General features: G+C 55.9%; 25 protein-coding genes, 2 tRNA genes and 1 riboswitch. Of the genes, 12 read left to right on the top strand and 15 right to left on the bottom strand.

Going from position 1 to position 25,535, the window contains the following annotated elements:
* Positions 1 to 45 precede the first annotated feature (45 nt).
* Positions 46 to 651, top strand: coding sequence for a MarC family protein (locus RBR60_RS02110; RefSeq protein WP_320354065.1), 606 nt, complete (start codon positions 46 to 48; stop codon positions 649 to 651).
* Entirely contained in the window at positions 648 to 1,859 is a 1,212-nt protein-coding gene (locus tag RBR60_RS02105) for a multidrug effflux MFS transporter (protein ID WP_320354063.1), read from the top strand. Before RBR60_RS02110 ends, RBR60_RS02105 begins: the two co-directional genes overlap by 4 nt.
* Before the next feature lie 77 nt (positions 1,860 to 1,936).
* Here RBR60_RS02105 and divK read toward each other — a convergent pair whose 3' ends face one another.
* From divK to RBR60_RS02075, 6 genes are all read right to left on the bottom strand, one after another.
* Positions 1,937 to 2,290: a DVU0259 family response regulator domain-containing protein gene (divK, locus tag RBR60_RS02100; RefSeq protein ID WP_320354062.1), complete on the bottom strand. Its 354-nt coding sequence runs from the start codon at positions 2,288 to 2,290 to the stop codon at positions 1,937 to 1,939.
* 186 nt (positions 2,291 to 2,476) lie between these two features.
* Positions 2,477 to 2,863 (bottom strand): acidic tetraheme cytochrome c3 TmcA, encoded by a 387-nt coding sequence (gene tmcA, locus RBR60_RS02095; protein ID WP_320354061.1) that lies wholly within the window; start codon positions 2,861 to 2,863, stop codon positions 2,477 to 2,479.
* Positions 2,864 to 2,880: 17 nt separating this feature from the next.
* A complete protein-coding gene (gene tmcB, locus RBR60_RS02090) occupies positions 2,881 to 4,215 on the bottom strand; it encodes an electron transfer complex ferredoxin TmcB (RefSeq protein WP_320354060.1) in 1,335 nt (444 codons plus the stop codon).
* Between the two features lie 10 nt (positions 4,216 to 4,225).
* Entirely contained in the window at positions 4,226 to 4,888 is a 663-nt protein-coding gene (gene tmcC / locus RBR60_RS02085) for a TmcC family electron transfer complex membrane anchor subunit (RefSeq protein WP_320354058.1), read from the bottom strand.
* Positions 4,889 to 4,949: 61 nt separating this feature from the next.
* On the bottom strand, positions 4,950 to 6,245 hold the full coding sequence (gene tmcD / locus RBR60_RS02080) for an electron transfer complex subunit TmcD (protein WP_320354056.1): 1,296 nt from the start codon (positions 6,243 to 6,245) through the stop codon (positions 4,950 to 4,952).
* Positions 6,246 to 6,596: 351 nt separating this feature from the next.
* Positions 6,597 to 8,051, bottom strand: a complete 1,455-nt coding sequence (locus tag RBR60_RS02075) for an ATP-binding protein (protein WP_320354055.1) — start codon at positions 8,049 to 8,051, stop codon at positions 6,597 to 6,599.
* 241 nt (positions 8,052 to 8,292) lie between these two features.
* Between RBR60_RS02075 and RBR60_RS02070 the strand changes: the two genes are divergently transcribed.
* Positions 8,293 to 8,613 (top strand): hypothetical protein, encoded by a 321-nt coding sequence (locus RBR60_RS02070; RefSeq protein WP_320354053.1) that lies wholly within the window; start codon positions 8,293 to 8,295, stop codon positions 8,611 to 8,613.
* On the opposite strand, the gene RBR60_RS02065 is transcribed toward RBR60_RS02070, so the two are convergent.
* Positions 8,603 to 8,980, bottom strand: coding sequence for a flagellar basal body rod C-terminal domain-containing protein (locus tag RBR60_RS02065; RefSeq protein ID WP_320354051.1), 378 nt, complete (start codon positions 8,978 to 8,980; stop codon positions 8,603 to 8,605). The two genes, RBR60_RS02070 and RBR60_RS02065, sit on opposite strands and share 11 nt — an antisense overlap.
* 155 nt (positions 8,981 to 9,135) lie before the next feature.
* Between RBR60_RS02065 and RBR60_RS02060 the strand changes: the two genes are divergently transcribed.
* Positions 9,136 to 10,089: an alpha/beta hydrolase gene (locus RBR60_RS02060; protein ID WP_320354049.1), complete on the top strand. Its 954-nt coding sequence runs from the start codon at positions 9,136 to 9,138 to the stop codon at positions 10,087 to 10,089.
* A gap of 38 nt (positions 10,090 to 10,127) precedes the next feature.
* Here the strand turns inward: RBR60_RS02060 and tsaD are convergent, their stop codons facing one another.
* Together tsaD and purM are read right to left on the bottom strand one after the other, a co-directional pair.
* The gene (gene tsaD, locus RBR60_RS02055; RefSeq protein WP_320354048.1) at positions 10,128 to 11,153 is read right to left on the bottom strand and encodes a tRNA (adenosine(37)-N6)-threonylcarbamoyltransferase complex transferase subunit TsaD; all 1,026 of its coding nucleotides are present in this window, start codon (positions 11,151 to 11,153) and stop codon (positions 10,128 to 10,130) included.
* A 78-nt stretch (positions 11,154 to 11,231) separates the two neighbouring features.
* The gene (gene purM, locus RBR60_RS02050) at positions 11,232 to 12,278 is read right to left on the bottom strand and encodes a phosphoribosylformylglycinamidine cyclo-ligase (RefSeq protein ID WP_320354046.1); all 1,047 of its coding nucleotides are present in this window, start codon (positions 12,276 to 12,278) and stop codon (positions 11,232 to 11,234) included.
* 321 nt (positions 12,279 to 12,599) lie between these two features.
* Between purM and RBR60_RS02045 the strand changes: the two genes are divergently transcribed.
* From RBR60_RS02045 to RBR60_RS02030, 4 genes are all read left to right on the top strand, one after another.
* Positions 12,600 to 13,922, top strand: a complete 1,323-nt coding sequence (locus tag RBR60_RS02045; protein ID WP_320354044.1) for a homoserine dehydrogenase — start codon at positions 12,600 to 12,602, stop codon at positions 13,920 to 13,922.
* Between the two features lie 54 nt (positions 13,923 to 13,976).
* Positions 13,977 to 14,585: a bifunctional phosphoserine phosphatase/homoserine phosphotransferase ThrH gene (thrH, locus tag RBR60_RS02040; RefSeq protein WP_320354042.1), complete on the top strand. Its 609-nt coding sequence runs from the start codon at positions 13,977 to 13,979 to the stop codon at positions 14,583 to 14,585.
* Positions 14,586 to 14,597: 12 nt separating this feature from the next.
* Positions 14,598 to 14,912, top strand: a complete 315-nt coding sequence (locus RBR60_RS02035) for a DUF167 domain-containing protein (RefSeq protein WP_320354041.1) — start codon at positions 14,598 to 14,600, stop codon at positions 14,910 to 14,912.
* Between the two features lie 70 nt (positions 14,913 to 14,982).
* A tRNA-Met gene (locus RBR60_RS02030) sits at positions 14,983 to 15,059 on the top strand.
* A 61-nt stretch (positions 15,060 to 15,120) separates the two neighbouring features.
* On the opposite strand, the gene RBR60_RS02025 is transcribed toward RBR60_RS02030, so the two are convergent.
* From RBR60_RS02025 to RBR60_RS02005, 5 genes are all read right to left on the bottom strand, one after another.
* Complete coding sequence (locus tag RBR60_RS02025; protein WP_320354040.1) at positions 15,121 to 15,921, bottom strand: ThiF family adenylyltransferase; 801 nt, start codon at positions 15,919 to 15,921, stop codon at positions 15,121 to 15,123.
* Positions 15,921 to 16,145 (bottom strand): MoaD/ThiS family protein, encoded by a 225-nt coding sequence (locus RBR60_RS02020; RefSeq protein WP_320354038.1) that lies wholly within the window; start codon positions 16,143 to 16,145, stop codon positions 15,921 to 15,923. Before RBR60_RS02020 ends, RBR60_RS02025 begins: the two co-directional genes overlap by 1 nt.
* 89 nt (positions 16,146 to 16,234) lie before the next feature.
* Positions 16,235 to 17,971, bottom strand: a complete 1,737-nt coding sequence (locus RBR60_RS02015) for an aldehyde ferredoxin oxidoreductase family protein (protein WP_320354036.1) — start codon at positions 17,969 to 17,971, stop codon at positions 16,235 to 16,237.
* Between the two features lie 28 nt (positions 17,972 to 17,999).
* A riboswitch (molybdenum cofactor riboswitch) is annotated at positions 18,000 to 18,121 on the bottom strand.
* Between the two features lie 124 nt (positions 18,122 to 18,245).
* Positions 18,246 to 19,226: a nitronate monooxygenase family protein gene (locus tag RBR60_RS02010; RefSeq protein ID WP_320354034.1), complete on the bottom strand. Its 981-nt coding sequence runs from the start codon at positions 19,224 to 19,226 to the stop codon at positions 18,246 to 18,248.
* 13 nt (positions 19,227 to 19,239) lie between these two features.
* Positions 19,240 to 19,995, bottom strand: coding sequence for a SprT family zinc-dependent metalloprotease (locus RBR60_RS02005; RefSeq protein ID WP_320354032.1), 756 nt, complete (start codon positions 19,993 to 19,995; stop codon positions 19,240 to 19,242).
* A gap of 300 nt (positions 19,996 to 20,295) precedes the next feature.
* Between RBR60_RS02005 and RBR60_RS02000 the strand changes: the two genes are divergently transcribed.
* Both RBR60_RS02000 and lgt read left to right on the top strand, forming a co-directional pair.
* The gene (locus RBR60_RS02000; RefSeq protein WP_320354030.1) at positions 20,296 to 20,844 is read left to right on the top strand and encodes a nitroreductase family protein; all 549 of its coding nucleotides are present in this window, start codon (positions 20,296 to 20,298) and stop codon (positions 20,842 to 20,844) included.
* On the top strand, positions 20,829 to 21,686 hold the full coding sequence (lgt, locus tag RBR60_RS01995) for a prolipoprotein diacylglyceryl transferase (protein WP_320354029.1): 858 nt from the start codon (positions 20,829 to 20,831) through the stop codon (positions 21,684 to 21,686). The genes RBR60_RS02000 and lgt overlap by 16 nt, the downstream gene beginning before the upstream one ends.
* A gap of 8 nt (positions 21,687 to 21,694) precedes the next feature.
* On the opposite strand, the gene RBR60_RS01990 is transcribed toward lgt, so the two are convergent.
* Positions 21,695 to 23,569: a U32 family peptidase gene (locus tag RBR60_RS01990; RefSeq protein ID WP_320354028.1), complete on the bottom strand. Its 1,875-nt coding sequence runs from the start codon at positions 23,567 to 23,569 to the stop codon at positions 21,695 to 21,697.
* Positions 23,570 to 23,790: 221 nt separating this feature from the next.
* On the opposite strand from RBR60_RS01990, the gene RBR60_RS01985 reads away from it, so the two are divergent.
* Together RBR60_RS01985 and glpK are read left to right on the top strand one after the other, a co-directional pair.
* Positions 23,791 to 23,866, top strand: a tRNA-Arg gene (locus tag RBR60_RS01985).
* A gap of 118 nt (positions 23,867 to 23,984) precedes the next feature.
* Positions 23,985 to 25,493 carry a glycerol kinase GlpK gene (gene glpK, locus RBR60_RS01980; protein WP_320354027.1) on the top strand — a complete coding sequence of 503 codons (1,509 nt, stop codon included), beginning with the start codon at positions 23,985 to 23,987 and terminating at the stop codon, positions 25,491 to 25,493.
* Positions 25,494 to 25,535 lie beyond the last annotated feature (42 nt).

Below are 25,535 nucleotides of genomic sequence, written 5' to 3'. Positions count from 1 at the left end.
AATCCCATGCCCACAGACATTGTCCCACCACCCCACGGAGCTCCCATGCTGCAGAATTTCATCCACCTCTACTTAAAAATTTTTCTCCTGCTCACCCCTTTTTTCGTTCTTTCCGTCTTCCTGTCCATGACCGCAGGTATGGGCACCGCAGAACGTCGCAGGATCGCCAGCAAGATTACCATCGCTGTCCTTGTGGCCTCCTTTGTCCTCTTTTTCTTCGGACATTACATCTTTTACATCTTCGGCATCACCATCGACGCCTTCCGCATTGGTGCCGGAGCCATTCTTTTCCTTTCCGCCGTTACCCTGATCAAGGGCCCTGCGCCCGGACCCGCCCTGCCAGCCAATGAGGGGGACTTCTCCGTAGTCCCTCTGGCCATTCCCATCACCGTGGGACCAGGCACCATCGGTGCTCTCCTGGTCATGGGTACGGGGTATCAGAGCCTGCTGGAAAAAATCACAGCCTGCCTCTCCCTTACCGCCGCAGGCCTTTCCGTAGGCGCCCTGCTCTGGACCGCAGGCGGGGTTGAGCGGCTTATCGGCCGTTTGGGGCTTTCCATTCTCACCAAACTCACAGGACTCTTTGTCGCATCCATTGCCGCACAGATCATTTTTACCGGCATACGCAACTTCCTCGGACCTCTGCCATGAAAACGCATACAACGGGCCGCCTTGTGGCCCTTATCGCCCTTTTGTCCGCCTTTCCGCCCCTGGCCACGGATATGTACCTTCCGGCCCTGCCCTCCCTGCAGGCCCAGTGGAATCAGCCGCTCAGTGTGGTGAACCTGACCCTCGTCGGATTTTTTGTCACCTACTGCTTTTTTCTTCTGGTCTACGGCCCCCTGTCCGACCGTTTCGGCCGCAAGCCTCCTCTCATGGCCGGGATCTGCATCTATGTCAGCGCAAGCCTTCTCTGCGCCGCAGCCCCTTCCATCTACCACCTCATCGTGTACCGCATTCTCCAGGCCTCTGGAGCAGCCGCAGCCTCGGCCATTGCCATGGCCATCATCAAAGATCGCATTCCCGGTCAGAAACGGGAACAGACCATGGCCCATGTTGCGGTGATCACCGCCTTAGCTCCCATGATTGCCCCTGTTATCGGCGGCATTATCATGATCCGTTTTTCATGGCCCTGGATCTTCATCATGCAGGCCCTTTTGGGCTTCATTTCCTTAGGAGGGGTCGCCATGATGCAGGAATCCCTGGATCGAAGCCGCATCATTCCCGCATCCTTCATGCGCCGCTATGTCGGGGTTCTGAAAAACCGACGCTTCATCAGCGTGGTTCTGGTCATCTCCCTGGTGGGCGTCCCCCTTTTCGCCTTCATCGGCGGCTCCTCAGACATCTACATCACAGGCATGGGTCTTTCGGAAACCACCTTTGGACTGCTCTTCGGCGGCAACGCCCTCTGCTTCATGATCGGTTCCATCTGCTGCTCCAGGTTGGCTCCGCGATTCGGCGGCATGCGTCTCATGAGCCTTGGCTTTTCCGGTATCTTTCTTGGCGGCCTGGCGCTGATCTTTCTTCCCCTGCCCGGCCCCATGAAGCTGGCCCTTCCCATGGCCTGCATCACCTTCTGCCTGGGTTTAAGCCGCCCGCCCTCCAACAACATGGCCCTGGAACAGGTGGATGTGGATGCGGGCAGCGCTTCCTCCATCCTTATTTTCATCTACTTTGTCATGGGAGCCCTTTCCATGTCCTTCATCTCCCTTGACTGGTCAGATAAAATCCGAACCATTGGCCTCATGGCCGCATGCAGCGGCGGTCTCTGCCTCCTTGCATGGCAGATCCTCAAGCCCCACCTGCGCATGCCCGTCATGACCGTAAAAAAGGGAAAGCTCACAGAACCCAGCCCCTGAACGCACAAACGCTTTCAGGGGATTCCGGATGGAATCCTCTGAAAGCGTTTGTATGTTTTAAGACACCTTTTTCTTATTCAGCCGATGGTATTTTTGATGATGCCGATGAGCTTTTCCGGATCAAAGGGTTTATCCAGATAGGCGATGGCCTTATTGATGGAAAGATGGCGGCTCTGCATGCCGGAAATCACAATCACGGGAATATTGGCAAACTCCGGATTTTTGGTCATACGGCGGTAAAAACGGGGCCCCCACTCATCGGGCATCTCCAGATCCAGGGTAATGAGATCCGGCTTTTTCTTCTCCAGCATCTCCGAGGCCTCGGGTCCGGATGCAGCCCCCCAGGCCTCATAGCCGTTGTCATTGAACACATTGATCAGATACTTGCGGATGATGGGGTCGTCATCCACCACCATGATTTTTTTCAGCATGCCGAACCTCCTTAAAAAAACAGGTATAAGGGCAAGGACTTAAGGCCATTTTCAGGATTGAATCCCCCCGGAGGCTGGCCCCTCACCCCGGCCCTCTCCCGGAAGGAGAGGGGGAGATGTTGAAGCCCTCACCCCCCGCCCCTCTCCCAAAGGAAGAAGGTGAGATAGGATATTTAAAGTGCGGGATCAGGGGGTTTTATGACAGCCCGCACAGGTCACAGGCCCGGCCTTCTCTTCGATATGACAGCTGCGGCACTGCTGATGATAGGCCTCGATGAGCGGCAGAATATCACCGTCTTTCCCCAAATGACACTCCGAGCAGCTCATACCTTCGGAAGATTCAAACTCCAGAAGCTTGCCATCTTCATAGACATGGTGGCAGGTGCTGCAATCCACCACACCGGCAGCCCCCATGTGCATCTCATGATCAAAAAAAACATCCCCCCGGGTCTTCCGGGAAAAGGCGGGGTCTGTCACCGTTCCCTCATCTATACCGGAAAAGGCGTTGATGGAAAACACAATCAGCCCCAGAATGGCGAGGACAAACAGGATTCCCGTAATTTTTTTCAGCATGGCCGCTCCTTTGCCCCTCATGCGGGCTTCTCCATGACCTCGTAGATGATATCCCCGAAAAACTTCAGCTCCATCTCCACCCCATAATGGTGAATGATGTCTTCGAGGCCGCCATGGCAGTTATGACAGGGGGCAATCACCACCTCAGCACCCAGGGCCTTGGCGTCAAAAAGCTGCTTGGCTTTCACCGAGTTGGCCTCCACCCGTTTGTCCTTGAAGGGAGGGCCGCAGTTGATGATGCCGCCTCCGGCATTGCAGCAGATATTGTGTTCCCGGTTAGGCGTCATTTCCACCACAGTTTCGCATAAGGCCTGGGCCAGCTCTCTGGCTTTTTCATAGAGCCCCATGCCCCTTGCAATGTTGCAGGGGTCGTGCAGGGTGACGGGCTGAGCAAACTTCTTTACGATGCGGATTTTTCCCGTGGTGACCAGATCATGATAAAACTCCACGGCATGGACAACGGGAAGGGGCGGCATCTTATATCCCAGCCAGCGGTTGCCCACATCATACACCGAACGGAAGGCATGGCCGCACTCGCCCATGACGATCCTTTTCACCCGAAGCCCTGTGGCCGCATCAAAATGGGCCCGCTTGATGCGACCCATCATCTCACTGTCTCCGCTGAACATACAGAGATCGGAGTTGTCCCAGCCCGGCATGGAGGGCATGGTCCAGTCCGACCCTGCGGCTTCAAAAATCATGGCCGCCTGATAGATGAGCTGGGCGCGGAACTTGGGCTCCGGCCCGATCACGGAATAAAAGATATCCGCCCCCTCCTTATCCAGAGGAATACGGATGTCCGGGACCTCGTCTCTGGCCTCTTCTTCCTGCCAGAACAGGGTATCCACCCACTCATCCCCATTGATCCACATCTGGTTGAAGTGTACGGACTGACTGTGGGCCGTATCCTGCATGTACCGGGGCACCACCCCCAAAAGATGGCAGATGCGACGGACCAGGGTCATGAGGTACCCCACATCAATGCCAAAGGGGCAGTAAAGCACGCATTTCTTGCACAGATTACACTCGCTGTAAGCCACCATGGCCGCTTCCCGGATAAAATCAGTGGATACCCGTCCCTTTTTCTGCAGCATGACTCCAATGGTCCGCTTCACCTTGCCCGCAGGCGAAAGTTTCGGGTCCCGGTTCATGGAGACAAAGTGATGACAGGCATCGGAGCAGAGGCCGCAGTGCACGCAGGTTCGGGCATAGGTTTTCAGACGAGCACCCGCCTCCCGGTTCAGCACCCGCTGGATCACCGCCTCAATGCGCTCCGGCGTGAGACGGGCAAGGCCCGCCTCAATCCCCTCATCCACAATGGTTTTTGCTGTCTTGGTTCCCTCTTGTGCCATGATGCCTCCCTTACCAGTCCCGGGCATGGCGGATGCCGCCGAATTCAGAGCCCATATAGCCACGCGTCATGAAAAATGAAACCATATGCCCCAGTCGGGTAAAGGGAATGGCCACCAGAAGCACTTCCCCGGAAAGGATGTGAAACACCGTGGCCCATTCCGCTCCCCACCAGCCCCTGTAGGCCCAGATTCCCGTGAGAAAAGGCAGGGCGATCAGGAGAAGAATGAGAAAATCCGAAAGTGTCGTCAGATACCGCACCTCCGGCAGAAGAATTCTTCTTCCCGCAAAAAAACAAAGGGCCAGCAGCACAGCCCAGGCCAGGGCCTCCACAAGAACATCGGGGAGGGTGGGCCAGGACAGGCCAAAGGCCTCATACACGAGAATCATGTGGCCGAAGATGAAAAAGGGCATGAGCACCATGCCGAAATGAAAAACAAAGGTGACCGCCGTCATCACGGGATGGCGGCGCATGTTCACCGTGGCATAGGGTGTCAGCCAGCGGAGGATGGATCTCAGGGCATAGCGGGGATGAAAATAGTAAAGAACCATCCGGTCCGATGCCGTCTGCCGGAAAGCCGTGACAATGCGGTAAACGCAGCCAAGGACAAATGCGGAGATGGCCAGAAGAGCCAGCGGCCCAGCCGCAAGGGCATACAGGGTTTGCAGGGTCATGGAGCCTCCTTATGTCAACATCCGGGCCTGAAAGCCTTTGTGCAAGGCCTTCAACAAGCCCCTATCCGATTTCCAGAACTTCCCGGAAAATCTTACCGGCAAGGGCGCCCTCGCCACCAATGCCACGGATCAGCACACGTCTGCCATCCGGGCTGAACACAGGGTCCCAGGCAAAGGCGAGGCCCGAAGCCAGGGCTTTTCCGTCCACATATACGGCAAAGGCACCCTTGTGCCGAACGCGGCATCCAAGACGCTCCCCATCGGGGGAGAACACAGGAGCCCAGATCTGCTCAAAACGGCAGTCCCAGGGAGTATCCTCACAGAGTACGGTCCAGTGCTGATCTCTTTTCCCCGTACAGGCCAGACGTCTGCCATCGGGGCTGAACACAGGATCCATCACCATATCCCCAAAACTCTGCTTCCAGATCCGTCCCCCATCCGCCAGAGTCCATTTCCCGAAATCCGAGGCGCAGATCCCGGCAAGCCTTCCTGTTCCCGGATGTTCGGTGAGCTGCCAGAGCTGTACAAAGGATTCATTCCAGAGGGGCTCCCCGTTCACCACCAGACGCCACTTGCCTCCGGAGCGGGCAGGAACCGCCACCCGGCCATCCTTCAGAAACAGGGGTTCCCAGACACCGTCAAACCGCTCCCCCCAGCTTTTGCCATCCACCACCACCGTATAATCATAGAGCGTGGAGCGGGCCGCTGCGGCAATGTGATTTCCGTCCGGAGAAAAACGCACATCCCAGAGATTCACAAAATTCTGGTGCCAGGGCTCCCCGTTCACCGCCACGGTGAAGCAGCCGCTCTGGAATTTTTCAATATCCCCTTCCTGCAGGGCCACGGTCTGCACCACGGCAGCCACAGCATCGCCTCCGGGAGCCATGACGAGATCGTTGATGGTGAAAAAGGTCTTTTCCCAGGGCACACCGTCCAGAAGCGCCCCATACTGCCGCCCCTGCTGCACCGAGACGGCAATGTGCCTGCCATCGGCACTTTGCAGGGGAGACCAGAGAAAATCAAAACTCTCTTCCCAGGACTCTCCATCCACCACCACAGACCAGGCCCCCACTTCGGATGCCAGGCAGGAAAGACGGTGATCCGCCCCATAGCGAAGCTTCCAGATCCTGTCCCAGCGCCCTTCCCAGAGATCCCCGTTCCGCACAACGGAATACTCGCCCTCATCCACGCGCACAACGGCTGCGGCCTCTTCGCCGTTGGGTTCCATGACAGGTTCTTCCACATAGCCGTAGGTTTCTTTCCACTGGTGCAGATCCGCCACAACACGCAGGCCGACCTGCCAGTCCCAGGCTGTGGTTTCGGTCAGATTTTCATTCATGTTTTCAGTATGCATCATCGGCGCATCTCCTCAGAAAGTTCGATGGACTTTGAAGGGCCACCGGCTGGATGGGATGCAGGAAGAGCCCCATCCGGTTTCCCCTGCAAACGCCACTCGTGATAGGCCAGAAGAAAAGCAATTTACGGGCCATGGTTCTTTAAACCTCAGGGGCTGCCCTTGATTTCCAAAACCCATGGGAAAAATTCAGCGTGATCTTTTTATAACGATGGCAGAGGAAGGGACTTTTCTGGATATTCTGCGTCAAAAAAAATCAGGACAGGGGAAAGGGACCAATCCCATTCAGAAAGCCTCTGAACAAGACTGAATTTTCGGACAAAAATGGAAAAGTACGCTTTTCAGGACTCCAGTTCAGGAAGACAGGGCACGGCTTCCCCTGGCCGTATCCCCCAGGATCTTGGGCATGGAAAGGACAAAGGTTGTGCCCTCTCCAGGCGCAGACTGCACCCGGATGGACCCGCCGTGCTGGTGAATGATACGGCTGGTGATGAAAAGCCCCAGGCCCGTTCCGCTGCGGCCCTTGGAGGAAAAAAAGATGGTGAACATGCGCCTTCGGGTTTCTTCATCCATGCCGACCCCGTTATCCCGGATCTCAATGTATACTTCATTGCCATCATCCGATTCCCGGCCGAACATTTCAATGCGGTGACCTTCTTTTTCCGTATCCGACACACAGGCATCCAGGGCGTTTTCCAGAAGATTGATAAGGGCTGTCCTGAAAATCCCCGCATCCACCTCGAAAAAATCAAGACCGGAATCAAATGAGGAGACAAAATGTATCCCCTGCACCCGGATGCGGGGGGCCATGGTCTGAAACACATCTTCAAGAAAACTCAAAGCATCCACACGCTCCCAGTCGAGGGGTCTGTCTTTCGCATAGAGCAGGATGTCCAGCACCAGACTGCGCAGACGGGCTGTGATGTGCTTAACCGCTTCAAAGCCTTCTTCCATTTCTTCCGTACTTTTTTTACGGAAACCGGAGCTCATGAGATAAAGCCCCCCGTCCATGCCCGTGAGAAGCCCCTTGATGCTGTGGGACAGGGTGCTGATCATGAGACCGAGGTGGGAAAGATGCTCCCTCTCCTTATGGAAATTGGTGACATCCGTGCTCACCATCATGATTTCCTGAAAGGAACCGTTTTCATCATGGATGGGCGCTGTCCAGACAAGAAGCCGCACCTCTTCCCCTCTCCGGTTCGTCATCACCATTTCAGACTGGTGCATGGCCCCGTCCTGGATGCTTTTTTTCAAAGGACAGTTGGGACAGGGTGCAGACCGCACCTGAGGATCATCCCGGTACACCATGTAGCAAGGCAGCCCCACCTTCACTCCGAAATCCTGGACAAATCGACGATTCACTGCGCGAATGTTGCATTCTTTCCCCTGTATGGTGATATAACAGGGCGCATTGTGGAAAAAACCTTCCAACCGACGCAGCTCCCGATCCTTTTGCCTGCGCTGCCCATGGCGACGCAAAAGCGCCCTCACATCCTGGAATCTCAGGGGCAGAAAAAGAAGATCCACAGCCCCTCTGTCCATGCAAAAAAGCATGTCCTCTTCCTGCTCCGGTTTCCCAAGGATCACAAGGTCGCATTGGGAAGAAAGACTGCGGACACGGTGGATCAGAGCCTTCGCCAATCCAGGATCCGAGGGCATCTGCCAGATCACAAGATCCGCATTCCAGGCAAAGGGCTCCGCACTTCCGGGAGGGTATACCAGAAGCTCAACCTTTTCCGGATCCAGAAAGGAAGACAAAAGGGGTATGCTCTGTGTGTTTTCAGGAATCCACATAATACTCAGGGGCATGACCACCCTTCCATCAAAGAAAAAAGGTATGGGTTGATTTTCGGCCGGTTTTCTGATGTTGTGTATCCGCAGCCAGCTTTACAGAAAATATGCAAAAATTCAGCCAATACCAAAGAGCCCCTGCGTTCAACAACCGAAACAAGACCTGGGGCTTTTTTTATTCTTAAAGAAAAAAGTCCATACCGTCGAACAGAAAAATGCCTGATCTGCACGCAGCTCCCTTCCGAAAAGGAGAAAGCCCATGCATATCCATACAAAGCATATCCTCCGCATCCTGGCCATACAGGCCTTGTCGCTCTTTCTTGTTCCTGCCATCCTGTCTGCCCAAGAAATCCCTCGGCACCCCAGCCCGGATTGGACGCCACCCGCCAATCGCGCCAATTATCCAGGCTATGAAATCCGAGAGCAGAAAAAAATCAACCATCCCACCTGGCGCAAAAACACAAACCGCCCCGGAGGGAATACCCGGGGCGGAGGCACAACCAATTACTATGATTATCGTTCCATATCCGAGCAAACGGGACGGATGGAAAACCGAAGAAGCGAAAAAATCATTCCCTGATGGAAAGAAGACTTCCCAGCATGTCATCGGCCGTGCGGAGCTGACGGGCATTGGCCCCATAGGCTCTGGTGTCCCGGATACTGTGAGTCATCTCCACCCCAAGATCGGTCTGGGAAGGAAGTGTCAGGGATTCTTGTTCCGGACGGACTTCTGACAAGGCAGGCAAAGATGGGGACAGAATCTCCCTGGACTGGATCTGCACCGCAGGTCCAGCGCCTTTCTGTCCTTCCACAAGGAGGCCTCTCTTCGGAAGAAAGCCATCGGTACTGGCATGGGCCACGTTGTGGGCTGTGACGGAAAAACGGGTGCCAATGGCTTTCATGGCCTGAACTCCGGAATCAATGGCTGGCAGCATGGAACCTCCCATTTTTTCTGAATCCTTTGCACAATAATCCGGGCAAAGTGGTCCATTAAAAATCTTCACGGTTCTAAATATACGTATTCACGGGGCAAGGGTCAACCGGATCCCAAAACCATGGACCCCACCCCACCCATCCATGATTGGGTAAAGGAGTTTGGAAATTGAAAGCCCTGCGTTTCATTCTGCTGGCCGTGGCAGCCCTTGTCACCTGTCTTCTTGTTTTCATCCATTTTTTTCCCGCCAAGGTCCTCATGTTCGCCCTCGACGCGGAACGTAAGCAGGCAGGTCTTGTGCGAAAGGAAATCCATTTTGGAAGGGATCTGCACTACGTTTTTCTTGAAGGTGGGCAGGGAGAACCCCTGATGCTTCTCCACGGCTTTGGTGCCAACAAGGACAATTTCACACGCATCGCCCGCTTCCTCACCCCCCACTACCGGGTCATCATTCCGGATCATACGGGATTCGGGGAATCCGCCAAACCCAAAGGGGCTTCTTACACGCCCACAGAACAGGCAAAACGGCTGCATGAACTCGCCTTGGCCTTAGGAATTTCCAAGGTGCATCTTGGGGGCAATTCCATGGGCGGACAGATCGCCCTTGTGTATGCTCAACTATACCCGGATAGTGTGGAAAGCCTCTGGCTTCTGGCACCCGGAGGACTCTGGAAAGGGCCCGTGGCGGATATCTGGAAAGAACTGGAAAAAAATCCCCAGGCTCTCAATCCCCTGGTTCTCGAGAGGGAAGAAGATGTCGTAGCCCTGGTTTCCCTTGTCATGGAAAAGCCCCCCTTCACGCCCAAGGCCTTTCTCAAACTCATCGCAAGGGAACGTATGGCCAACGCCAGCATCGAAAAACAGGTATTCACCGACATTCAAAGTCATGACATCACAGAGGATATCCGTGGGCTGGATATCCCAAGCCTCATTGTCTGGGGCAACAAAGACCGGGTGCTGCATCCCGGCAATGCGGATCTGCTCCATGAGCTCCTTCCCAACTCCAGACGTGTTCTCATGGAGGGAATCGGTCATCTGCCCATGATGGAAGCACCGGAAAAAAGCGCAGAGGATTATCTCAAATTCCGCAAAACCATTCAGTCTGCGGTACCCCTTGGGTGATCATGCCCTCCAGAGGTATGGAACATTTTTTTTAAGATTCAACGATGAAGAACCCCCTGACGCTCCGGATCCGTGGCCCTGGAAAAGACATCCCCTTCCAGGGCCAGCATTTTTCCGGCCTTCAGATAATGATACCCCGCAGCCGCAATCATGGCGGCATTATCTCCGCACAGGGAAGGCGAGGGCACATGCAGGCGGACATCCTGACGTCGGGCCTCCTCCCCAGCCCTCTGTTTCAGGCCCCGGTTGGCCGCCACGCCCCCCACAATGATGAGATCCCGGCATCCCATCCTTTTCACAGCCAGGAAAGCCTTGGTGACCAGCACCTCCACCACGGCTTCCTGAAAGGCAGCTGCAATATCCACCCTGGGTGTTTTTCCTCCGTCTTCTGTAAGATAGCGGGCTACGGCGGACTTGAGACCACTGAAACTGAAATCAAGCCCCTCCTTATCGAGAAAGGCTCGGGGAAAGGAAATACCGGCGCTCCTGCCTTCCGCAGCCATACCATCCACCACCGCGCCACCGGGATACCCCAGACCCATCAGCTTGGCCACCTTGTCATAGGCTTCTCCTGCAGCGTCATCCCGTGTCTGCCCCAGAAGCCGCAGGGTCAGGGGATCGGGTACATGGTAAAGGGCTGTGTGACCGCCGGACACCACCAAGGCCACAAAGGGATAGACGGGTGGCTTTCTGTCCGCCTCCAGAAACACGGAGTGTACATGGCCCAGAAGGTGGTTCACCCCCACACAGGGAAGACCCGCACCAAAGGCCAGGGCTCTTCCGAACCCAAACCCCACCAGAAGGGCTCCCACCAGACCCGGCCCCTGGGTGACAGCCACGGCATCCAGATCCCTGACTTTCATGCCACAGCCCATCAGAGCCGCCTCCACCACAGGACAGATGGCCTCCACATGGCGACGGGAAGCCAGCTCCGGCACAACGCCCCCGTAGCGGTGATGGATCGCCACCTGGGAAGCCACTTCCGAGCTCAGTATCCGAATCCCGTCTTCCACAACACTAGCCGCGGTTTCATCACAGGAAGATTCGATTCCCAGAATACGCATTCTCTACCTTTCAAAATGAAAATGACCGGCAATCCTGCCCAAGGCGGATCCCGGTCATCCGTATTGCACACAAAAATTCTAGTCGATCCAGGCCACTTGGGGTTCATCCCCCTGCCGCTGCACCACATCGCCGATCACAAAGGCCTTTTCTCCGAGAATACGCAAACGGTCCATCACATCCGCTGTGGCGTTTTCCGGCACCACCGCAATCATGCCGATACCCATGTTAAAGGTGCGGTGCATCTCATGAATCTCAACTCCGCCCGCCTCCTGGAGGAAGGTGAACACAGGCGGGATGTTCCAGCTTCCCTTTCGGATACGCACCTTGCAGGCCTGGGGAAGAACACGGACAATGTTTTCCGTGATGCCGCCGCCGGTGATATGGGCCAGACCATGAACCGGCTGATCCTTGATCAGGGAAAGAACGGAGTCCACATAAATCCGGGTGGGGGTGAGCAGCACCTCGCCAAGGGTGCCCCCGAGACTTTCCACAGGAGAATCCACGGTAAGGCCCAGGGTATCAAAACAGATTTTGCGCACCAAGGAAAACCCGTTGGAATGTACGCCACTGGAGGCAATGCCCACCAACTGATGCCCGCCCCGGATGAAAGATCCGTCAATGATCTTCTCATTGTCCACAAGCCCCACGGCAAAACCCGCAAGGTCATACTCGCCATCGCTGTAAAGCCCCGGCATTTCTGCCGTTTCTCCGCCAATAAGGGCGCACTGGGCCTGACGGCAGCCCTCGGCCACCCCCTGGATCACAGCAGCAGCCACCTCATTTTCCAGTTTTCCGATGGAAAAGTAATCGAGAAAGAAAAGGGGCTTGGCTCCCTGCACCAGAATGTCGTTCACGCACATGGCCACAAGGTCGATACCGATGGTGTCATGCCTTTGCATCATAAAGGCAATCTTGAGCTTCGTGCCCACACCGTCGGTGGAACTGACCAGTACAGGTCTTTTGATCTCTCCCAGGTTCAGGGAAAAAAGACCTCCAAATCCGCCGATTTCTCCCATCACTCCGGATCGCGGCGTATTGTTGGCAAGCTTTTTGATGGTTTGTACAAGGCTGTTGGCCTTATCGATATCGACACCGGCATCCGCATAGGTCAGGGGTTTGGTCATGGAAATCCTCTTGCAGGTTGATCCATAAAAATAATAGAAACGGCATAGTCAAAAATTCTGTTTTTGCCCTTTGAAACCTGGGATATAGGTGCCTTCCCCATCCTGCTCCCGCCAGCAAAAACAGATATGAAAACCTTGAAAAATTACCCCTGCAACCGTTTAAAGTCAAAACAATTTTTGACATTTACGTATAAGCTATTGTAGTTAGCCTGAAACCGGCGGGCCTTTTTATCCGGCCCCGGACCTTTTGCCTGTGCCCTGCGGATACGGAATACAGCCCAAAGGCCCCCCGGCATCACCCCTTACCCCACTGGAGTTTTGATGAAACGGATGCAGATCGGCCTGATCGGATGCGGCACCGTAGGCGAAGGCGTCGCCCGCATCCTTCTGGGCCAGCAGAAACTTCTCAGAGATCGCCTCGGCATGGAACTTGTCCTGAAAAAAGTGGCGGACACCGATACCCAAAGAAAACGCTCTGTCACCTTTGACGAAGGGGTTTTCACCACCGATGCCTCCGAAATTCTTTCAGATCCCGAGATTGACGTGGTGGTGGAAATGGTGGGCGGCGTCGGTTTTGCCAAGGATGTCATCCAAAGGGCCATCCAGGCAGGAAAACATGTAGTCACGGCCAACAAAAAGCTCCTGGCCCTGGACGGCAACAGCCTCTTTGCCGAAGCTGCGGCCAAGGGTGTCACCATCGCCTATGAAGCCAGTGTGGGCGGGTGCATGCCCATCATTAAGACCTTAAGGGAAAACCTTGTGGCCAACCGGATCACCGCCATGACCGGCATCCTCAACGGCACCTGCAACTATATCCTCTCCGAGATCACCCGTCTTGGCCTCTCCTTTGAGGAAGCCCTGGGCCAGGCCCAGGCCAAGGGCTTTGCCGAAGCCGACCCCACCCTTGACATTGAAGGCTTTGACGCAGCCCACAAGCTTGCCATTCTCGCGGCCATTGCCTTTGGCATGGAAATTGATTTTGAAGGCGTCTATGTGGAGGGTATCTCCCGCATCGAAGCCATGGACATCCTCTATGCGGATCAGTTTGGATACCGCATCAAGCTTCTTGCCATTGCCAAAAATCACGGTGATCGTGTGGAAGCCCGCATCCATCCGGCCATGATCCCGACAGACTGCCTCCTCTCTCAGGTGAATGGATCCTTAAACGCTGTCAGCGTTTACGGTGACGCTGTGGAAGAAATGATGCTCTACGGCCACGGAGCGGGCATGATGCCAACGGCCAGTGCCGTGGTGGCGGATCTCGCGGACATCGCCCGGGACATGGGTCGCTCCGATGGCTCCCGCCTTCCGGCCCTTGGTTATCTTTCCGGCAGCATCCGCAGAATTCCCGTCATGCCCATATCCGAAATCCGGACCCACTATTACTTCCGCGTGGCCGCAGCGGATCGTCCAGGCGTGCTTTCCAGGGTTTCCGGCATTCTCGGCCAGCACAACATCAGCATCATGAGTGTCCATCAGAAAGAACGCCACGTTTCCGATGCCGTTCCCCTGGTCTTCATGACCCACCGCGCCAGAGAAGCCGACATGTGCAGGGCCCTTGAGGAAATCCGGGCCCTGCCCGAAGTCTGCCGGGATCCCGTACTCATCCGCATTGAAGATCCCAGCGCCAACGGCAGACCATAAACCCCATGTGGAAAAGCGTGCCTATCAACCCACCCATCCCAGGAGAAAGCTGTCATGCATATCATCTGTTCGGATCTTGAAGGCGTTTTTATTCCGGAAATCTGGATCAATGTGGCCGAGCGCACAGGCATTGAGGAGCTGCGGCTCACCACAAGGGATATTTCCGACTATGACCAGCTCATGACCCATCGCCTCAAGGTGCTGGACGCCCATGGTCTGAAACTTCAGGACATTCAGGCCGTCATTGCCACCATGGAGCCTTTGCCCGGTGCTGCGGATTTCGTCGGCTGGCTCCGGGAAAAAAGTCAGCTCATCGTGGTTTCCGACACCTTTTTACAGTTTGCAGCCCCCCTCATGGCAAAACTGAACCAGCCCACCCTCTTCTGCCATGAACTGGAAGTGGCCGCAGATGGCCAGATCACAAACTACAGGCTGCGCCAGAAAGATGCCAAACGCAAAACCGTGCATGCCCTGAAAAGCCTCGACTATACGGTGCTGGCCTTCGGAGATTCCTACAACGACGTGGGTATGCTGGAAGCCGCTGACTTCGGCTTTTTCTTCCAGCCTCCGGACAATGTGGTGGCGGACTACCCCCAGTTTCCTGTGACACGGGACTATGAAACCTTAAAAAACCACATCCGGGTCTCCCTCGGAGTGGCATAGGATTGAAAGCCCATGGCGGATTTTCTTTCCCTCTGCAAGGAAGGCGTTCGGATTGCCCTTTTTGTGCAGCCCAAGGCTTCCAAAAACGAAATCCTGGGGCTGCACGGCAATGCGCTTAAAATCCGCATCAAGGCTCCGCCCGTGGACGGGGCCGCCAACGAGGCCTGCATCCAGTTCATCGCAAAAATGATCCGACGGCCGCCCTCCTCCCTCTGTCTTGTTTCCGGCCATAGCTCCCGGCAGAAACAGCTCCTCGTTCCCCTGGCCGGAGGGGAATCCCCAGACGCCCTCTGCCAGAAAATCCGGGAGCATCTGGAAAAAACATAAAATGGAAACGATTTATTTAAAAAAAGAATTTGACTTTAAAGAGCAGGATCTGTATTCTGTTTTTCGTTGCTGCGGGGTGGAGCAGTCTGGTAGCTCGTCGGGCTCATAACCCGAAGGTCGTTGGTTCGAATCCAGCCCCCGCTACCAAAATAAAGATCAGGGTCTGAGGTGAAAACCTCAGACCCTTTTTATTTTCCTGAAACCCCCTTCAGTCCATGGCCACCCATTCCGGCCCTAAAAAATCAAGAAACCAGTGCCTTTCTCCGCTCCCGCCCTCCTTTCCAAGCAGGGTACGACAGGCAAGGGCCGCCTGCAGAGCCGCTGTGGCAAAAACCCCGAACACAGGATTTCCCGCCGCTCCGCCACCCCCACCTCCAGAACTTTTGTAAATGCCGTCCAGAAGGCCCGAGCCAGGAAGCACCACCCCCACCTGCCCGGCCCATCCGGACACGGCGCCATGGATCAGGGGAAGATCCTTCTCGCCACAGATTTTTTCCAGAAAAAGGCGGTCAGGAATATTGTCCAGGGCGTCCAGCACCAGATCCGCATCCTCTAAAAAAGTCTCCGCCGAATCTTTTCCGAAAAAAGCCTGAAACGGCACAAAGCGCAGCGCAGGATTCACCGCCTGGGCCCTTTGAGCCGCCACCGCTACCTTGGATCGTCCCAGGTCCTCCCGGGTAAGAAAGATCTGACGGTTGAGGTTGGAAGGAGAAAAGACATCGGGATCCATGACCTTAAGGGTTCCCGCCCCCAGACGGAGAAACTGCTCCACCAGGGCAGAACCCAACGCACCGCAACCCACAACGGCAAGGGTGCTGCCATGGAGCCTTTTCTGATCCGCCGCATTCCAGGGATTGCGGGCATAGCGTTCCGGCATGAGCCCCGCATCCAGAATCCTGCCTTCGGCCATCCGGGCATCCAGGTTAAAAAGGATCTGCATCGCCTCTTGTCTTTCAAAGGAGAGAATCCCCGCCTCCCCCTTGTCCTGAAGCCAGTCTTTCACATCCATCACCCACCCCCCACCAGGGGAAAAAGGGAAAGGACATCGCCCGCAAGAAGCGGGGCATCCGGGTCCGCATGACGGCCATTGACAAAGACAATGCCCACGGTCTCCATGGGAATCTCGAGAAAAGCCGCCAGCCTGCGGGGGGTCATGCCCCTTTCCCAGGCCATGGCTCTTTCCCGGAAACGGCCTTCCCGGAAACCGGCAAAAAGCCGGATCTGAATTTCCATGGTACCTCTCCCACGAAAAAACGGGTGCCCCCTACTGCCGAAATGACGAGGCACCCGCAAAAACATCGGCTCACAAAGGACGATGTGGGTTAAAAATTCCAGAAAGTATCCATCTCCGCGTCACTCACATCCCAGATGGTATTGTGGGGTGGCAGGGTTTCCTCGCTGAAAAACTCCGGAAGCCTGTCGGAAGCCTCATTGAATCCGGCTTTGCGATTGAACTCCCGCTCCATTTTCAGGATACTGCTCCCCAGGGAAGAAACGTCATCGCCCGTGAGGGAAAGACCGAAACGGGCATTGAGCATGTCCACCACCGCATTGAAGGCTTCGGGAATATCCAGAACGGGGAAGGCCACAAAGAGACAGAGTCCTGTGGAATCAATGGCGGCCGTGGCAATCTGAAGATTACGGGACAATTCCATCTGCCCCTCATTTTTAAGGGGATCCACACTGCCGCCCACATTGAGGATATTGGTGGCCACCGTGTAGCCTGCGGTGTGATCCGCCCCCATGGTCGATGTTGCATAGGTAATACCCATGCCCCTCACGGATCTCGGGTCGTAAGCGGGAATGGCCTGCCCCTTGACCACAGGCACCCGGCGCATGCCATAGGCCTTGCCAAGACAGGCGGCTCCGGCTCCGAAAAGCCGTCCCAGGGGAGATCCCGTGGCAATATCCTCTTTCAGAATGCGCAGCATCCCCGCAGCGTCACCAAAGGGCAGCAGACCCGCTTCCATGGCAACTCCCAGGGTAACGCCGAACTCAATGGTGTCCATACCCAGGTCGTCAAGCATGCGATCCGCCTCAGCCAGACTGTCGAGATCATCAATGGCGCAGTTGGCCCCCATGGCCCAGATGCTCTCATACTCAAAACCGCTGGTGAGAACCTTGCCCTCTTTGTCCGGATAAACCTGGGAGCACTGGATAAGACAACCAGGATGACAGGCATGGCGCACCCGACCCGCACCACCCCGGGCCTCAATGCGGGCATGCATGGTTTCTCCGGAAATCCCCTCGTGCCCGTCAAAGCTGCCTGTCCGGAAGTTCCGGGTGGGAAGCCCTCCGGCTTCGTGGAGTACATTCAAAAGAATATTGGTGCCATAGGTGGGAAGGCCCTGACCACTGACGGGATGATCCGTAAGGGCTTTGGCGAAAACCTTGGCGGCCTCCTTAAAGGCCTCTTCATGGGCATAGGTGATGCCTGGCGCATTACCCGGGTCAATGGAGATGTATTTTACTCCTTTAGAACCCATGACAGCCCCAAGTCCGCCGCGTCCGAGACTCCGCACCCGCCCCTGAGGATCTTTCACCGAAATATTGGCAGACGCCATGCGCATTTCTCCGGCAGGGCCGATGGACAGAACTCCTGCCTTTTCCCCTTCCTGAGCGCCAAGCTTTTCCACAAGGGCAAAATTTCCAAGCCCGCCAAGATCTGTGGGCGCAATGCGCACCTTGTCATGGGAAACATGGATGCCGAACCATTTTTTGTCCTCCGCCATGCCCTCAACAATGATGGCCTTGATCCCCATGAGGGCCAGCATCCGGGCGGCGGTACCTCCGGCATTGCTCTCTTTGATGGTGCCGGTAAGGGGACTTTTGGCGCCTGCGGAAAGACGGCCGGAATTGGCAGCACGAGTGCCGGAAAGAAGCCCTGGCGCAAACACAAGCTTATTCTGCTTACCAAGGGGATGACAGGTGGGAGGGACTTCCGCAGCCACAATGGCCGAGGTGAGTCCCCGGCCTCCGAGGCCTGCCCAGGCTTCGGGGACGGGTTCAAAAACTGCGGATCCGGAAGTCATGTCAATGCGAAGGATGCGATCGGACATGGCGATCCTCCTTTCCTTGGGGAAAGACCGGCCTTGGGGAAAAACTCCTTTCCAGCAGGGTGGCGCAACCGTTTCCAGCTGCACCCCGTCCCGAGGCCATGAGGCGGGCCGACGCCTTTTAGGTCTCCGGGCTCGGAGCAGAGGAACGCATGGAGGCCAGGAAAGCCAGACAGCGTTATGGAAAAAACCTTAGCCCATACCTTCCTGAAATATCAAGGCATAAGAAGAAAAAAAACGCGCTCTGAAAATCACAAAACGAAGCCTCCCCTCCCTATCAGGGCAGGGAGCCCACCAGACCAATCAGGCGCTTTTGAATCAGCGTCTCCGCCTCAGCAATGATGCGATCCATAAGCTCCCTGACCGTTGGAATATCCCGGATCAGGCCTGCAACGGGACTCGCCGCCCATACCCCCCCGTCCACATCCCCTTCTTTCAGAGCCTTTTCCCCCCGTTTTCCCGCCACCAGGGGGGCCAGCTCCTCAATGGTCACGCCTCCCCTGGCTTCCAGGGCCATGATCTCCTCGGCAAGGCGGTTTCTGAATATCCTTGCCGTATTATGGAGAGTCCTGAAAATCAGAGCCGTCTTTTGCTCGTTGGCATTCACAAGGGCCTCTTTGATGTTGGGGTGCACAGGCGCTTCCTGGGTTGCAAGAAAACGGGTGCCCATATTGATCCCATCGGCCCCCAGGGCCAGGGCCGCCACAAGGCCGCGGCCATCGGCAAAACCCCCTGAGGCAAGAATGGGAATCTCCAACTGATCTGCAGCCAGAGGCAGAAGCACAAGACCTGGAATGTCCTCTTCTCCCGGATGACCTGCGCACTCAAAGCCATCCACACTCACAATGTCGCAGCCCATTTTCTGGGCCTTCAGGGCATGACGCACGGAGGTGCATTTGTGGATCACCGTGATGCCCGCATCTTTGAAAAGGGGCAGAAATTCCTCAGGACTTCTCCCTGCGGTCTCCACAATCCTCACCCCCTTTTCCACGATGATCCGTGCATACTCCATGTAAGGAACCGGTTTCAGGGTCGGCAGCAGGGTGAGGTTCACGGCAAAGGGCTTAGCCGTCATATACGAAAGCCTTTCGATCTCACGGCCAAGGGATTCCGGATCCGGAGAGATAAGGGCCGTGAGAATACCAAGCCCACCCGCATTGGAAACCGCTGCGGCAAGCTCCGCCGTTCCCACCCACTGCATCCCTCCCTGGACAATGGGATGCTGAATTCCAAGCTTTTCCGTAATGCGCGTTTTCATCCATTCTCTCCTTTCATGGCTCCGAATACACATCACCTGGACAGAGTACAGACAGCCTCTCCATCCCCTCCTGCGCCTGCAAAGGCTGATTCAAAAGCACTTTAAGGGACTTCCACTGGGGAAGAAACGCATCCATCAAAGCCCTGAACCGGGCATTGTGGGAGGGCTCCAGCAAATGAACCAGTTCATGCACAATCACATACTCAAGACATCCCACAGGCCTTCTCACAAGCTCCGTATTCAGGCGTATGCTACCCGCCCGCCAGTTGCAGCTACCCCAGCGGGTTTTCATCTGCCGGATAAAAAGCCTTTCCACCTTCACGCCCATCCGGGCTTCCCATTTTGCAAGGAGCGGAAGGGCGGCCTCCCGCAATATCATTCGGGACCAAGCCTCCAGGCAGGCGGCCCGCTGCCTCCTCCCCGCACCAGGCCGCACTTGGAGGTGCACCTTATCGCCATCCAGAATCACCGTGGCAGCCTTGGGGCTTTCACAGATCTTCAGCACACAGGGAATCCCCCAGAAAAAATGCCTCTCCCCCTCCTCATAGCCATAGCAGATCTCCCTTGGCCGGGCCCGCATTTTCTCCCGGTTTTTCCGGATCCAGCCCAGGCGGGACATGGCAAAACTGCGCACATCCTCCGATCCCATACCCAGAGGAACGGAAAGCGTCACCCGCCCTTCGGGAGCATGCACTTTAAGATGCATGTTTTTGATTTTCTTGAATGTGACATCCACAGGAATGCCATCAAGAGTCAGCTCCATCGGCATGCACCCGCCTTTTTTTCACAAAAAATCAAAAGCCAGAGCCTCAGGCCGAAGGCATCTCCTCCCCCAAGGCCTTACCGCCCAGCGGGAGATTCTTTTCACTTGGTGCCTTCAGGATTTCAGGGCTTAAACCCCTCCGCCTGCTTATATGAAAAGAAAAAAACCCTCCTTGACAAAAAGCCCGCAGATTTCCTACATCCTCTGCCACGGAATCCCAAACGTCCCCCAAGCCTGAGGTTCCCCAAGTCTCTCATGTCCCTGTCCTTTTTCATATCCAAACCGGAAAAACAATGGAGAATACCCATGTTCATGGACCTTATTCGCAAACGCCGCAGTATCCGAAGGTTTCTGGACCAGCCCATTGAAAAGGAAAAAATCCTTCTTCTTCAGGAAGCCGCCCTGCGCAGCCCTTCCTCCCGGAATCTCAACCCCTGGGAATTCATCTTTGTGACAGAGCCTGCCCTTCTTGCCAAACTGTCCCGGGTGAAACCCCATGGCGCCTCCTTTCTCAACGGAGCCCCCTTGGGCGTGGTGGTCATTGCGGATCCCAAGCGCTGCGATGTGTGGGTGGAAGACGCCTCCATCGCCATGATCTTCATGCAGCTTGCGGCAGAATCCATAGGGCTTAAAAGCTGCTGGGTTCAGGTGAGAAAACGCCTGTTCAGCGACCATATCAGCTCTGAGGAAGAAACCCGCCGAATCCTTGGCATCCCGGAAAGTATGAAAGTTCTGGCCATCCTTGCCATTGGCTATGGAGCAGAAACCCTGAAGGGGCACCCTGAAGAAAGCCTCATGCGTGAAAAAATTCACACCAACACCTATGGAGGCGCATCCCCGTGCCAACACCCATAATCTGGAGTGCAGACCCCGTTCTCTTCAGTTTCGGACCTTTGAGCATCCGCTGGTATGGGCTTTTTTTTGCGTCCGCCTTTATCTGCGGTATGATCTGGATGCAGCACGTATATAAAAAAGAAGGCAAGAACCCCGAGGCCCTGGAGCCCCTTTTGTATCGCATTATGGCAGGCGTCATCATCGGTGCCCGCCTCGGCCACTGCCTTTTTTATGATCCGGTTTTTTATTTAAGCAACCCCTTGGAAATTCTTAAAATCTGGGAAGGGGGGCTTGGCAGCCATGGCGGCATTCTGGGGCTTTTCCTGGCCCTCTACCTCCACAGCCGAAAACACAGGGAAACTCCCTTTTCCTGGCTTGCAGATCACCTTGTGGTGGCAGGCTGCATGGGGGCTGCCCTTATCCGCCTTGGAAACTTCTTTAATTCCGAATTGGTGGGCATTCCCATCCGGTCCGGATGGGGGGTGGTCTTCACCCACGTAGACCTTCTTCCCAGACACCCCGTACAGCTTTACGAGTCTCTGGCCTATGCAGGATGCAGTCTGCTCCTTTTTCTCACCTGGAAAAAAGGAGCCGGAAAAATCCCCTGGCGACTCACCTCCCTTGCCCTCATGGCCCCGGCCATGGCCAGAATCTTTCTTGAAATCTTCAAGACCCAGCAAACGGCCTTTAACCTTCCTGTTCATATGGGACAAATCCTGAGTCTGCCCTTTTTTCTCTGCGGCCTCCTCCTCTTCCTTTATTCGAGAAAAGAAAGTGTCCCCCTGCAGCCAACAGGAAAGGTGCATTCCGAATCTTCCCAAAGCCCTCAAAGGTCTCAAAAAAAGAAGAAAAAAAGATCATAAAAAAATCTTTACAAACCCACATCCTGTGGTTTTTCAGGCAAAAAAACCTGCATCCTGCAGGCAGCACAATCAAACACCAGGGTAAAGGCAAGCCCCTTTGTCTCCAGCCGCCAGTTCTCCCTGCTTTCTCCCCCATGGTGGCGGGGACAGGCCCCAAAGGTATAGCGCAGACAGTGGTGGGTGGTCATGACCCGGTCTCCGGGTCTGATCCCCACCTTCTCATGGGCCATGGACAGCACCTCAGCGCCATGTTTTTCGTAAAAGGCCCTTGCCAGATCATTGAGGATATTGAAAGAGGCATCCAGCACCCTCACCGGATAAGGTAAGGAATCAAAACCCGGAGAAGGTGTCCTTCGGAACCCCCTTTCATGGGAAGCTTCACGCAGCTCCCAGAGGGCTGCCACCGCCCTGCGGCGCAGGGCATTGAGATCCGAGGCCCGGAAAAACCAGCTCCCCGCCGTCACTTCCACCCCTTCCGCGATAAAGGGCGTATCCCCGAGCTTTTCCAGCTGACGCCGGATCACCTCCCGGCCGGTTTCCGGATTTCTGGCAGGTTCAGCCTCCCCCTCAAAGCCCACAGTCACATGAAGACCCGAAGAAAGATCCCGCATCTCCAGAAAAAACGTCCCCTTCTCCTCCCGGAACAAAAGGGCTGCGGGCAGCCTGCGCACCCCGCTTTTTTCCGAATCCAGAAGCCTGCGGAACCGGACATCAAGATTCCGGTACAGCATACGGCCCGCCACATCCGCAGACTTAAGACCACTCAGGGAACCGGGCGAAGGCCCTATTTTTTTCCCCTCATAATGGTTCACGGAAAGTCCCCGCATCCGGCCCTTTACATCCACAAAGCAGAGCCCGTCGCCTGGCACAAGATCCGCCTCCCTTTGCAGCACAAGAACAGCCCCCTCAAGGCCCTGGATGGGACACAGGGGCTCCCCAAGGGATTTGGGCGTATCCATATGGCTGATATCCCCCCTTTTTCCGGAAAGAAAATACTCCGTTGCTCCCCGATGAAAGGTTTTTCTGGGATCAGGCGTAAAGGAGAAGGTACATCTGCCATGGGAGGCGGGCCTGCCCTTTTTCCAGTTTTCCAGGGCCCCGTCCAGGGCCTTTCTGTAAAAGGCCGTGACATTCTTCACGTAAGCCCCGTCCTTGAGCCTGCCCTCAATCTTAAAGGAAGTCACCCCGGCCTCAAGAAGGGAAACAAGCCCGCCTGAACGATCCATGTCCTTTAAGGAAAGCAGGTGCTTATCCTGCGCACGAAGCCTTCCCCCTTCGTCCACAAGATTCCAGGGCAGGCGGCAGGGCTGACCGCAGACGCCCCGGTTGGCACTTCGGCCGCCCATGGCAAGGCTCATCCAGCAGCGCCCCGAATGGCTCACGCAGAGGGCCCCATGGACAAAGGCCTCCAGAGCAATGGAGCTCTTCTCCCGGATACGGGAGATGGCACCAAGATCCAGCTCTCTGGCCAGCACCACCCGGGAAAAACCTGCGGCTTCGAGAAAGGCGATGTGTTCTGCATCCATATTGTGCATCTGGGTGCTGGCATGCAGGGGAAAAGGAGGAAGATCCATCTCCAGAAAGGCCATATCCTGCACGATGAGGGCATCCACCCCTGCATTCCAGGCCTCACGGACGAGAACCGAAACCGCCTCCAGCTCGCTGTCATGGAAGAGGGTGTTGAGGGTGAGATAGACCCTTGCATGAAAGCCGTGGGCATGACGGCAGAGGGCCTCGATATCCGCCATGGAGTTGCCTGCGGCGGCCCGTGCGCCGAAACGGTCGGCTCCGATATATACGGCATCCGCACCATGGTGCAGAGCGGCAAGGCCTGTGGCAAGATCCTTTGCCGGGGCCAGAAGTTCTATGGGTGTTTTTTCCATTGGGAGGGCTCATGCTTTCAAAATAATGACATTCAAAAAAATACCTGGCCCGGCCTTGGGCCTCCCTTTCTTCTTTCTCACACAAAACCTTCAGAGGAAAGGGAGAAGACCCGCCACCCATGCGTGCAATCCCGTTATTTCTTCAGAGGCCCCCCTTGCTTCCTCCGTTCCCATAAAATTCCTTGACAGCCGAAGGCCTTTCTTCTAATTAGTCGTCTGTTGCGCCCGTGGCCCAGTGGATAAGGCGTCGGCCTCCGGAGCCGAAGATCGCACGTTCGAGTCGTGCCGGGCGCGCCACAAAAGAAATTTCAGGGAAGCTCCGGAAGTTTTTCCGGGGCTTTTTTTGTTTTCTGACTGCTGAATCTAAAAAAGGCCCCTGCCCGCCGTCTTCCCCTCCTGCCTTCACGGAGTTTTCATGAGCGAAAAACCCCACATCCTTGCCATTGATCAGGGAACCACCAGCTCCCGCGCCCTTTTATTTAATAAAGAGAGCGAGATTCTCCACATCACCCAGAAGGAATTCACCCAGCATTTTCCAAAGCCCGGCTGGGTGGAACAGGATGCCATGGAAATCTGGGCCTCAGTGCAGGCCGTTGTGGCGGAAATGCTGGGAAAACCCGAAGTCAGCGGGGAAAGCATTGCGGGCATAGGCCTTACCAATCAGCGGGAAACCACGGTGATCTGGGATCCGACAACGGGAAGGCCCATCCACAGGGCCATTGTCTGGCAGTCCCGACAGAGTGCGGACATCTGCGAAAAACTCCGGAAGGCAGGCCATGAACCCCTTTTCTGGCAGCGCACCGGCCTTCTTCTGGATCCCTACTTTTCCGGCACCAAGGTGCGCTGGATCCTTGACAGGGTTCCGGGCGCACAGGAAAGGGCCAAAAAGGGAGAAATCCTCTTTGGCACCATCGACACCTGGCTCATCTGGAAGCTGACCGGCGGCAAGAGCCATGTCACCGACCTTTCCAATGCCTCCCGTACCCTCATGTGCAACATCCACACCAAAGGCTGGGACAGGGATCTCCTTGACATCCTCGGCATTCCGGAAGCCATGCTGCCCCGTATTGTTCCTTCTTCCGGCATCTGCGGCCACACCCTTCCGGAAACCCTCTTTGGTCATGTGCTGCCCATCGCCGGCATGGCCGGAGACCAGCAGGCCGCCCTTTTCGGTCAGGGCTGTCACATGCCGGGCATGGCCAAAAATACCTATGGCACGGGCTGCTTCATGCTCATGAACACCGGAGAGAAAGCCGTTAAAAGCCAGAGCGGGCTGCTCACCACCATCGCCTGGGAGGTGGAGGGCAAAGTGACCTATGCCCTGGAAGGCTCCGTTTTCGTGGCAGGTTCTGCCATCCAGTGGCTGCGGGACGGCCTGCGCATGTTCCGGAATGCCTCGGAATCCGAAGACTATGCCCGTCGCGTTCCGGACACAGCAGGGGTCTATGTGGTGCCCGCCTTTGTGGGATTGGGTACCCCCCACTGGGATCCGGATGCACGGGGTGCGGTTTTCGGGCTCACACGGGGTACGCAAAAGGAGCATTTCATCCGCGCCACGCTGGAATCCTTAGCCTACCAGAGCCGGGATGTGCTGCTTGCCATGGAAAAGGATGCGGGCATCCCCATTCCCAGGCTTCGGGTGGACGGCGGGGCGGTTGAAAATAATTTTCTCATGCAGTTTCAGAGCGACATCCTCGGCATTCCCGTGGACCGACCCGGCTCTGTGGAAAGCACGGCCCTGGGTGCGGCCCACCTTGCGGGACTGGCCCTTGGCTTCTGGAAAAACCGAGAGGAACTTCAGAGGGAAGGAAGCCTTCAGACCTTTACGCCGGAGATGCCCAAAAAAGAGGCTCTGAAACGCTGCCGGGGCTGGGAGCGGGCCGTGGAAGCGGCCAAGGTCTTCCGTTCTGAAGAGGCGGAATGAAAAAAACCGATCTCGCCGGATTCAGATGGGCTGACTACGGGG

Origin of the sequence: Desulfobotulus sp. (assembly GCF_034006065.1) — a bacterium.
GTDB lineage: Bacteria > Desulfobacterota > Desulfobacteria > Desulfobacterales > ASO4-4 > Desulfobotulus.
The sequence above is the reverse complement of the archived record's forward strand: the minus strand, read 5'-3'. Positions and strand labels throughout refer to the sequence as shown.

Excerpts from the sequence above, each read along its gene's own strand:
- RBR60_RS02110 (WP_320354065.1), top strand. The coding sequence starts at position 46 with ATGCTGCAGAATTTCATCCACCTCTACTTAAAAATTTTTCTCCTGCTC.
- RBR60_RS02105 (WP_320354063.1), top strand. The coding sequence starts at position 648 with ATGAAAACGCATACAACGGGCCGCCTTGTGGCCCTTATCGCCCTTTTG.
- divK (WP_320354062.1), bottom strand. The coding sequence starts at position 2,290 with ATGCTGAAAAAAATCATGGTGGTGGATGACGACCCCATCATCCGCAAG.
- tmcA (WP_320354061.1), bottom strand. The coding sequence starts at position 2,863 with ATGCTGAAAAAAATTACGGGAATCCTGTTTGTCCTCGCCATTCTGGGG.
- tmcB (WP_320354060.1), bottom strand. The coding sequence starts at position 4,215 with ATGGCACAAGAGGGAACCAAGACAGCAAAAACCATTGTGGATGAGGGG.
- tmcC (WP_320354058.1), bottom strand. The coding sequence starts at position 4,888 with ATGACCCTGCAAACCCTGTATGCCCTTGCGGCTGGGCCGCTGGCTCTT.
- tmcD (WP_320354056.1), bottom strand. The coding sequence starts at position 6,245 with ATGATGCATACTGAAAACATGAATGAAAATCTGACCGAAACCACAGCC.
- RBR60_RS02075 (WP_320354055.1), bottom strand. The coding sequence starts at position 8,051 with ATGCCCCTGAGTATTATGTGGATTCCTGAAAACACACAGAGCATACCC.
- RBR60_RS02070 (WP_320354053.1), top strand. The coding sequence starts at position 8,293 with ATGCATATCCATACAAAGCATATCCTCCGCATCCTGGCCATACAGGCC.
- RBR60_RS02065 (WP_320354051.1), bottom strand. The coding sequence starts at position 8,980 with ATGGGAGGTTCCATGCTGCCAGCCATTGATTCCGGAGTTCAGGCCATG.
- tsaD (WP_320354048.1), bottom strand. The coding sequence starts at position 11,153 with ATGCGTATTCTGGGAATCGAATCTTCCTGTGATGAAACCGCGGCTAGT.
- purM (WP_320354046.1), bottom strand. The coding sequence starts at position 12,278 with ATGACCAAACCCCTGACCTATGCGGATGCCGGTGTCGATATCGATAAG.
- RBR60_RS02045 (WP_320354044.1), top strand. The coding sequence starts at position 12,600 with ATGAAACGGATGCAGATCGGCCTGATCGGATGCGGCACCGTAGGCGAA.
- thrH (WP_320354042.1), top strand. The coding sequence starts at position 13,977 with ATGCATATCATCTGTTCGGATCTTGAAGGCGTTTTTATTCCGGAAATC.
- RBR60_RS02035 (WP_320354041.1), top strand. The coding sequence starts at position 14,598 with ATGGCGGATTTTCTTTCCCTCTGCAAGGAAGGCGTTCGGATTGCCCTT.
- RBR60_RS02025 (WP_320354040.1), bottom strand. The coding sequence starts at position 15,921 with ATGGATGTGAAAGACTGGCTTCAGGACAAGGGGGAGGCGGGGATTCTC.
- RBR60_RS02020 (WP_320354038.1), bottom strand. The coding sequence starts at position 16,145 with ATGGAAATTCAGATCCGGCTTTTTGCCGGTTTCCGGGAAGGCCGTTTC.
- RBR60_RS02015 (WP_320354036.1), bottom strand. The coding sequence starts at position 17,971 with ATGTCCGATCGCATCCTTCGCATTGACATGACTTCCGGATCCGCAGTT.
- RBR60_RS02010 (WP_320354034.1), bottom strand. The coding sequence starts at position 19,226 with ATGAAAACGCGCATTACGGAAAAGCTTGGAATTCAGCATCCCATTGTC.
- RBR60_RS02005 (WP_320354032.1), bottom strand. The coding sequence starts at position 19,995 with ATGCCGATGGAGCTGACTCTTGATGGCATTCCTGTGGATGTCACATTC.
- RBR60_RS02000 (WP_320354030.1), top strand. The coding sequence starts at position 20,296 with ATGTTCATGGACCTTATTCGCAAACGCCGCAGTATCCGAAGGTTTCTG.
- RBR60_RS01990 (WP_320354028.1), bottom strand. The coding sequence starts at position 23,569 with ATGGAAAAAACACCCATAGAACTTCTGGCCCCGGCAAAGGATCTTGCC.
- glpK (WP_320354027.1), top strand. The coding sequence starts at position 23,985 with ATGAGCGAAAAACCCCACATCCTTGCCATTGATCAGGGAACCACCAGC.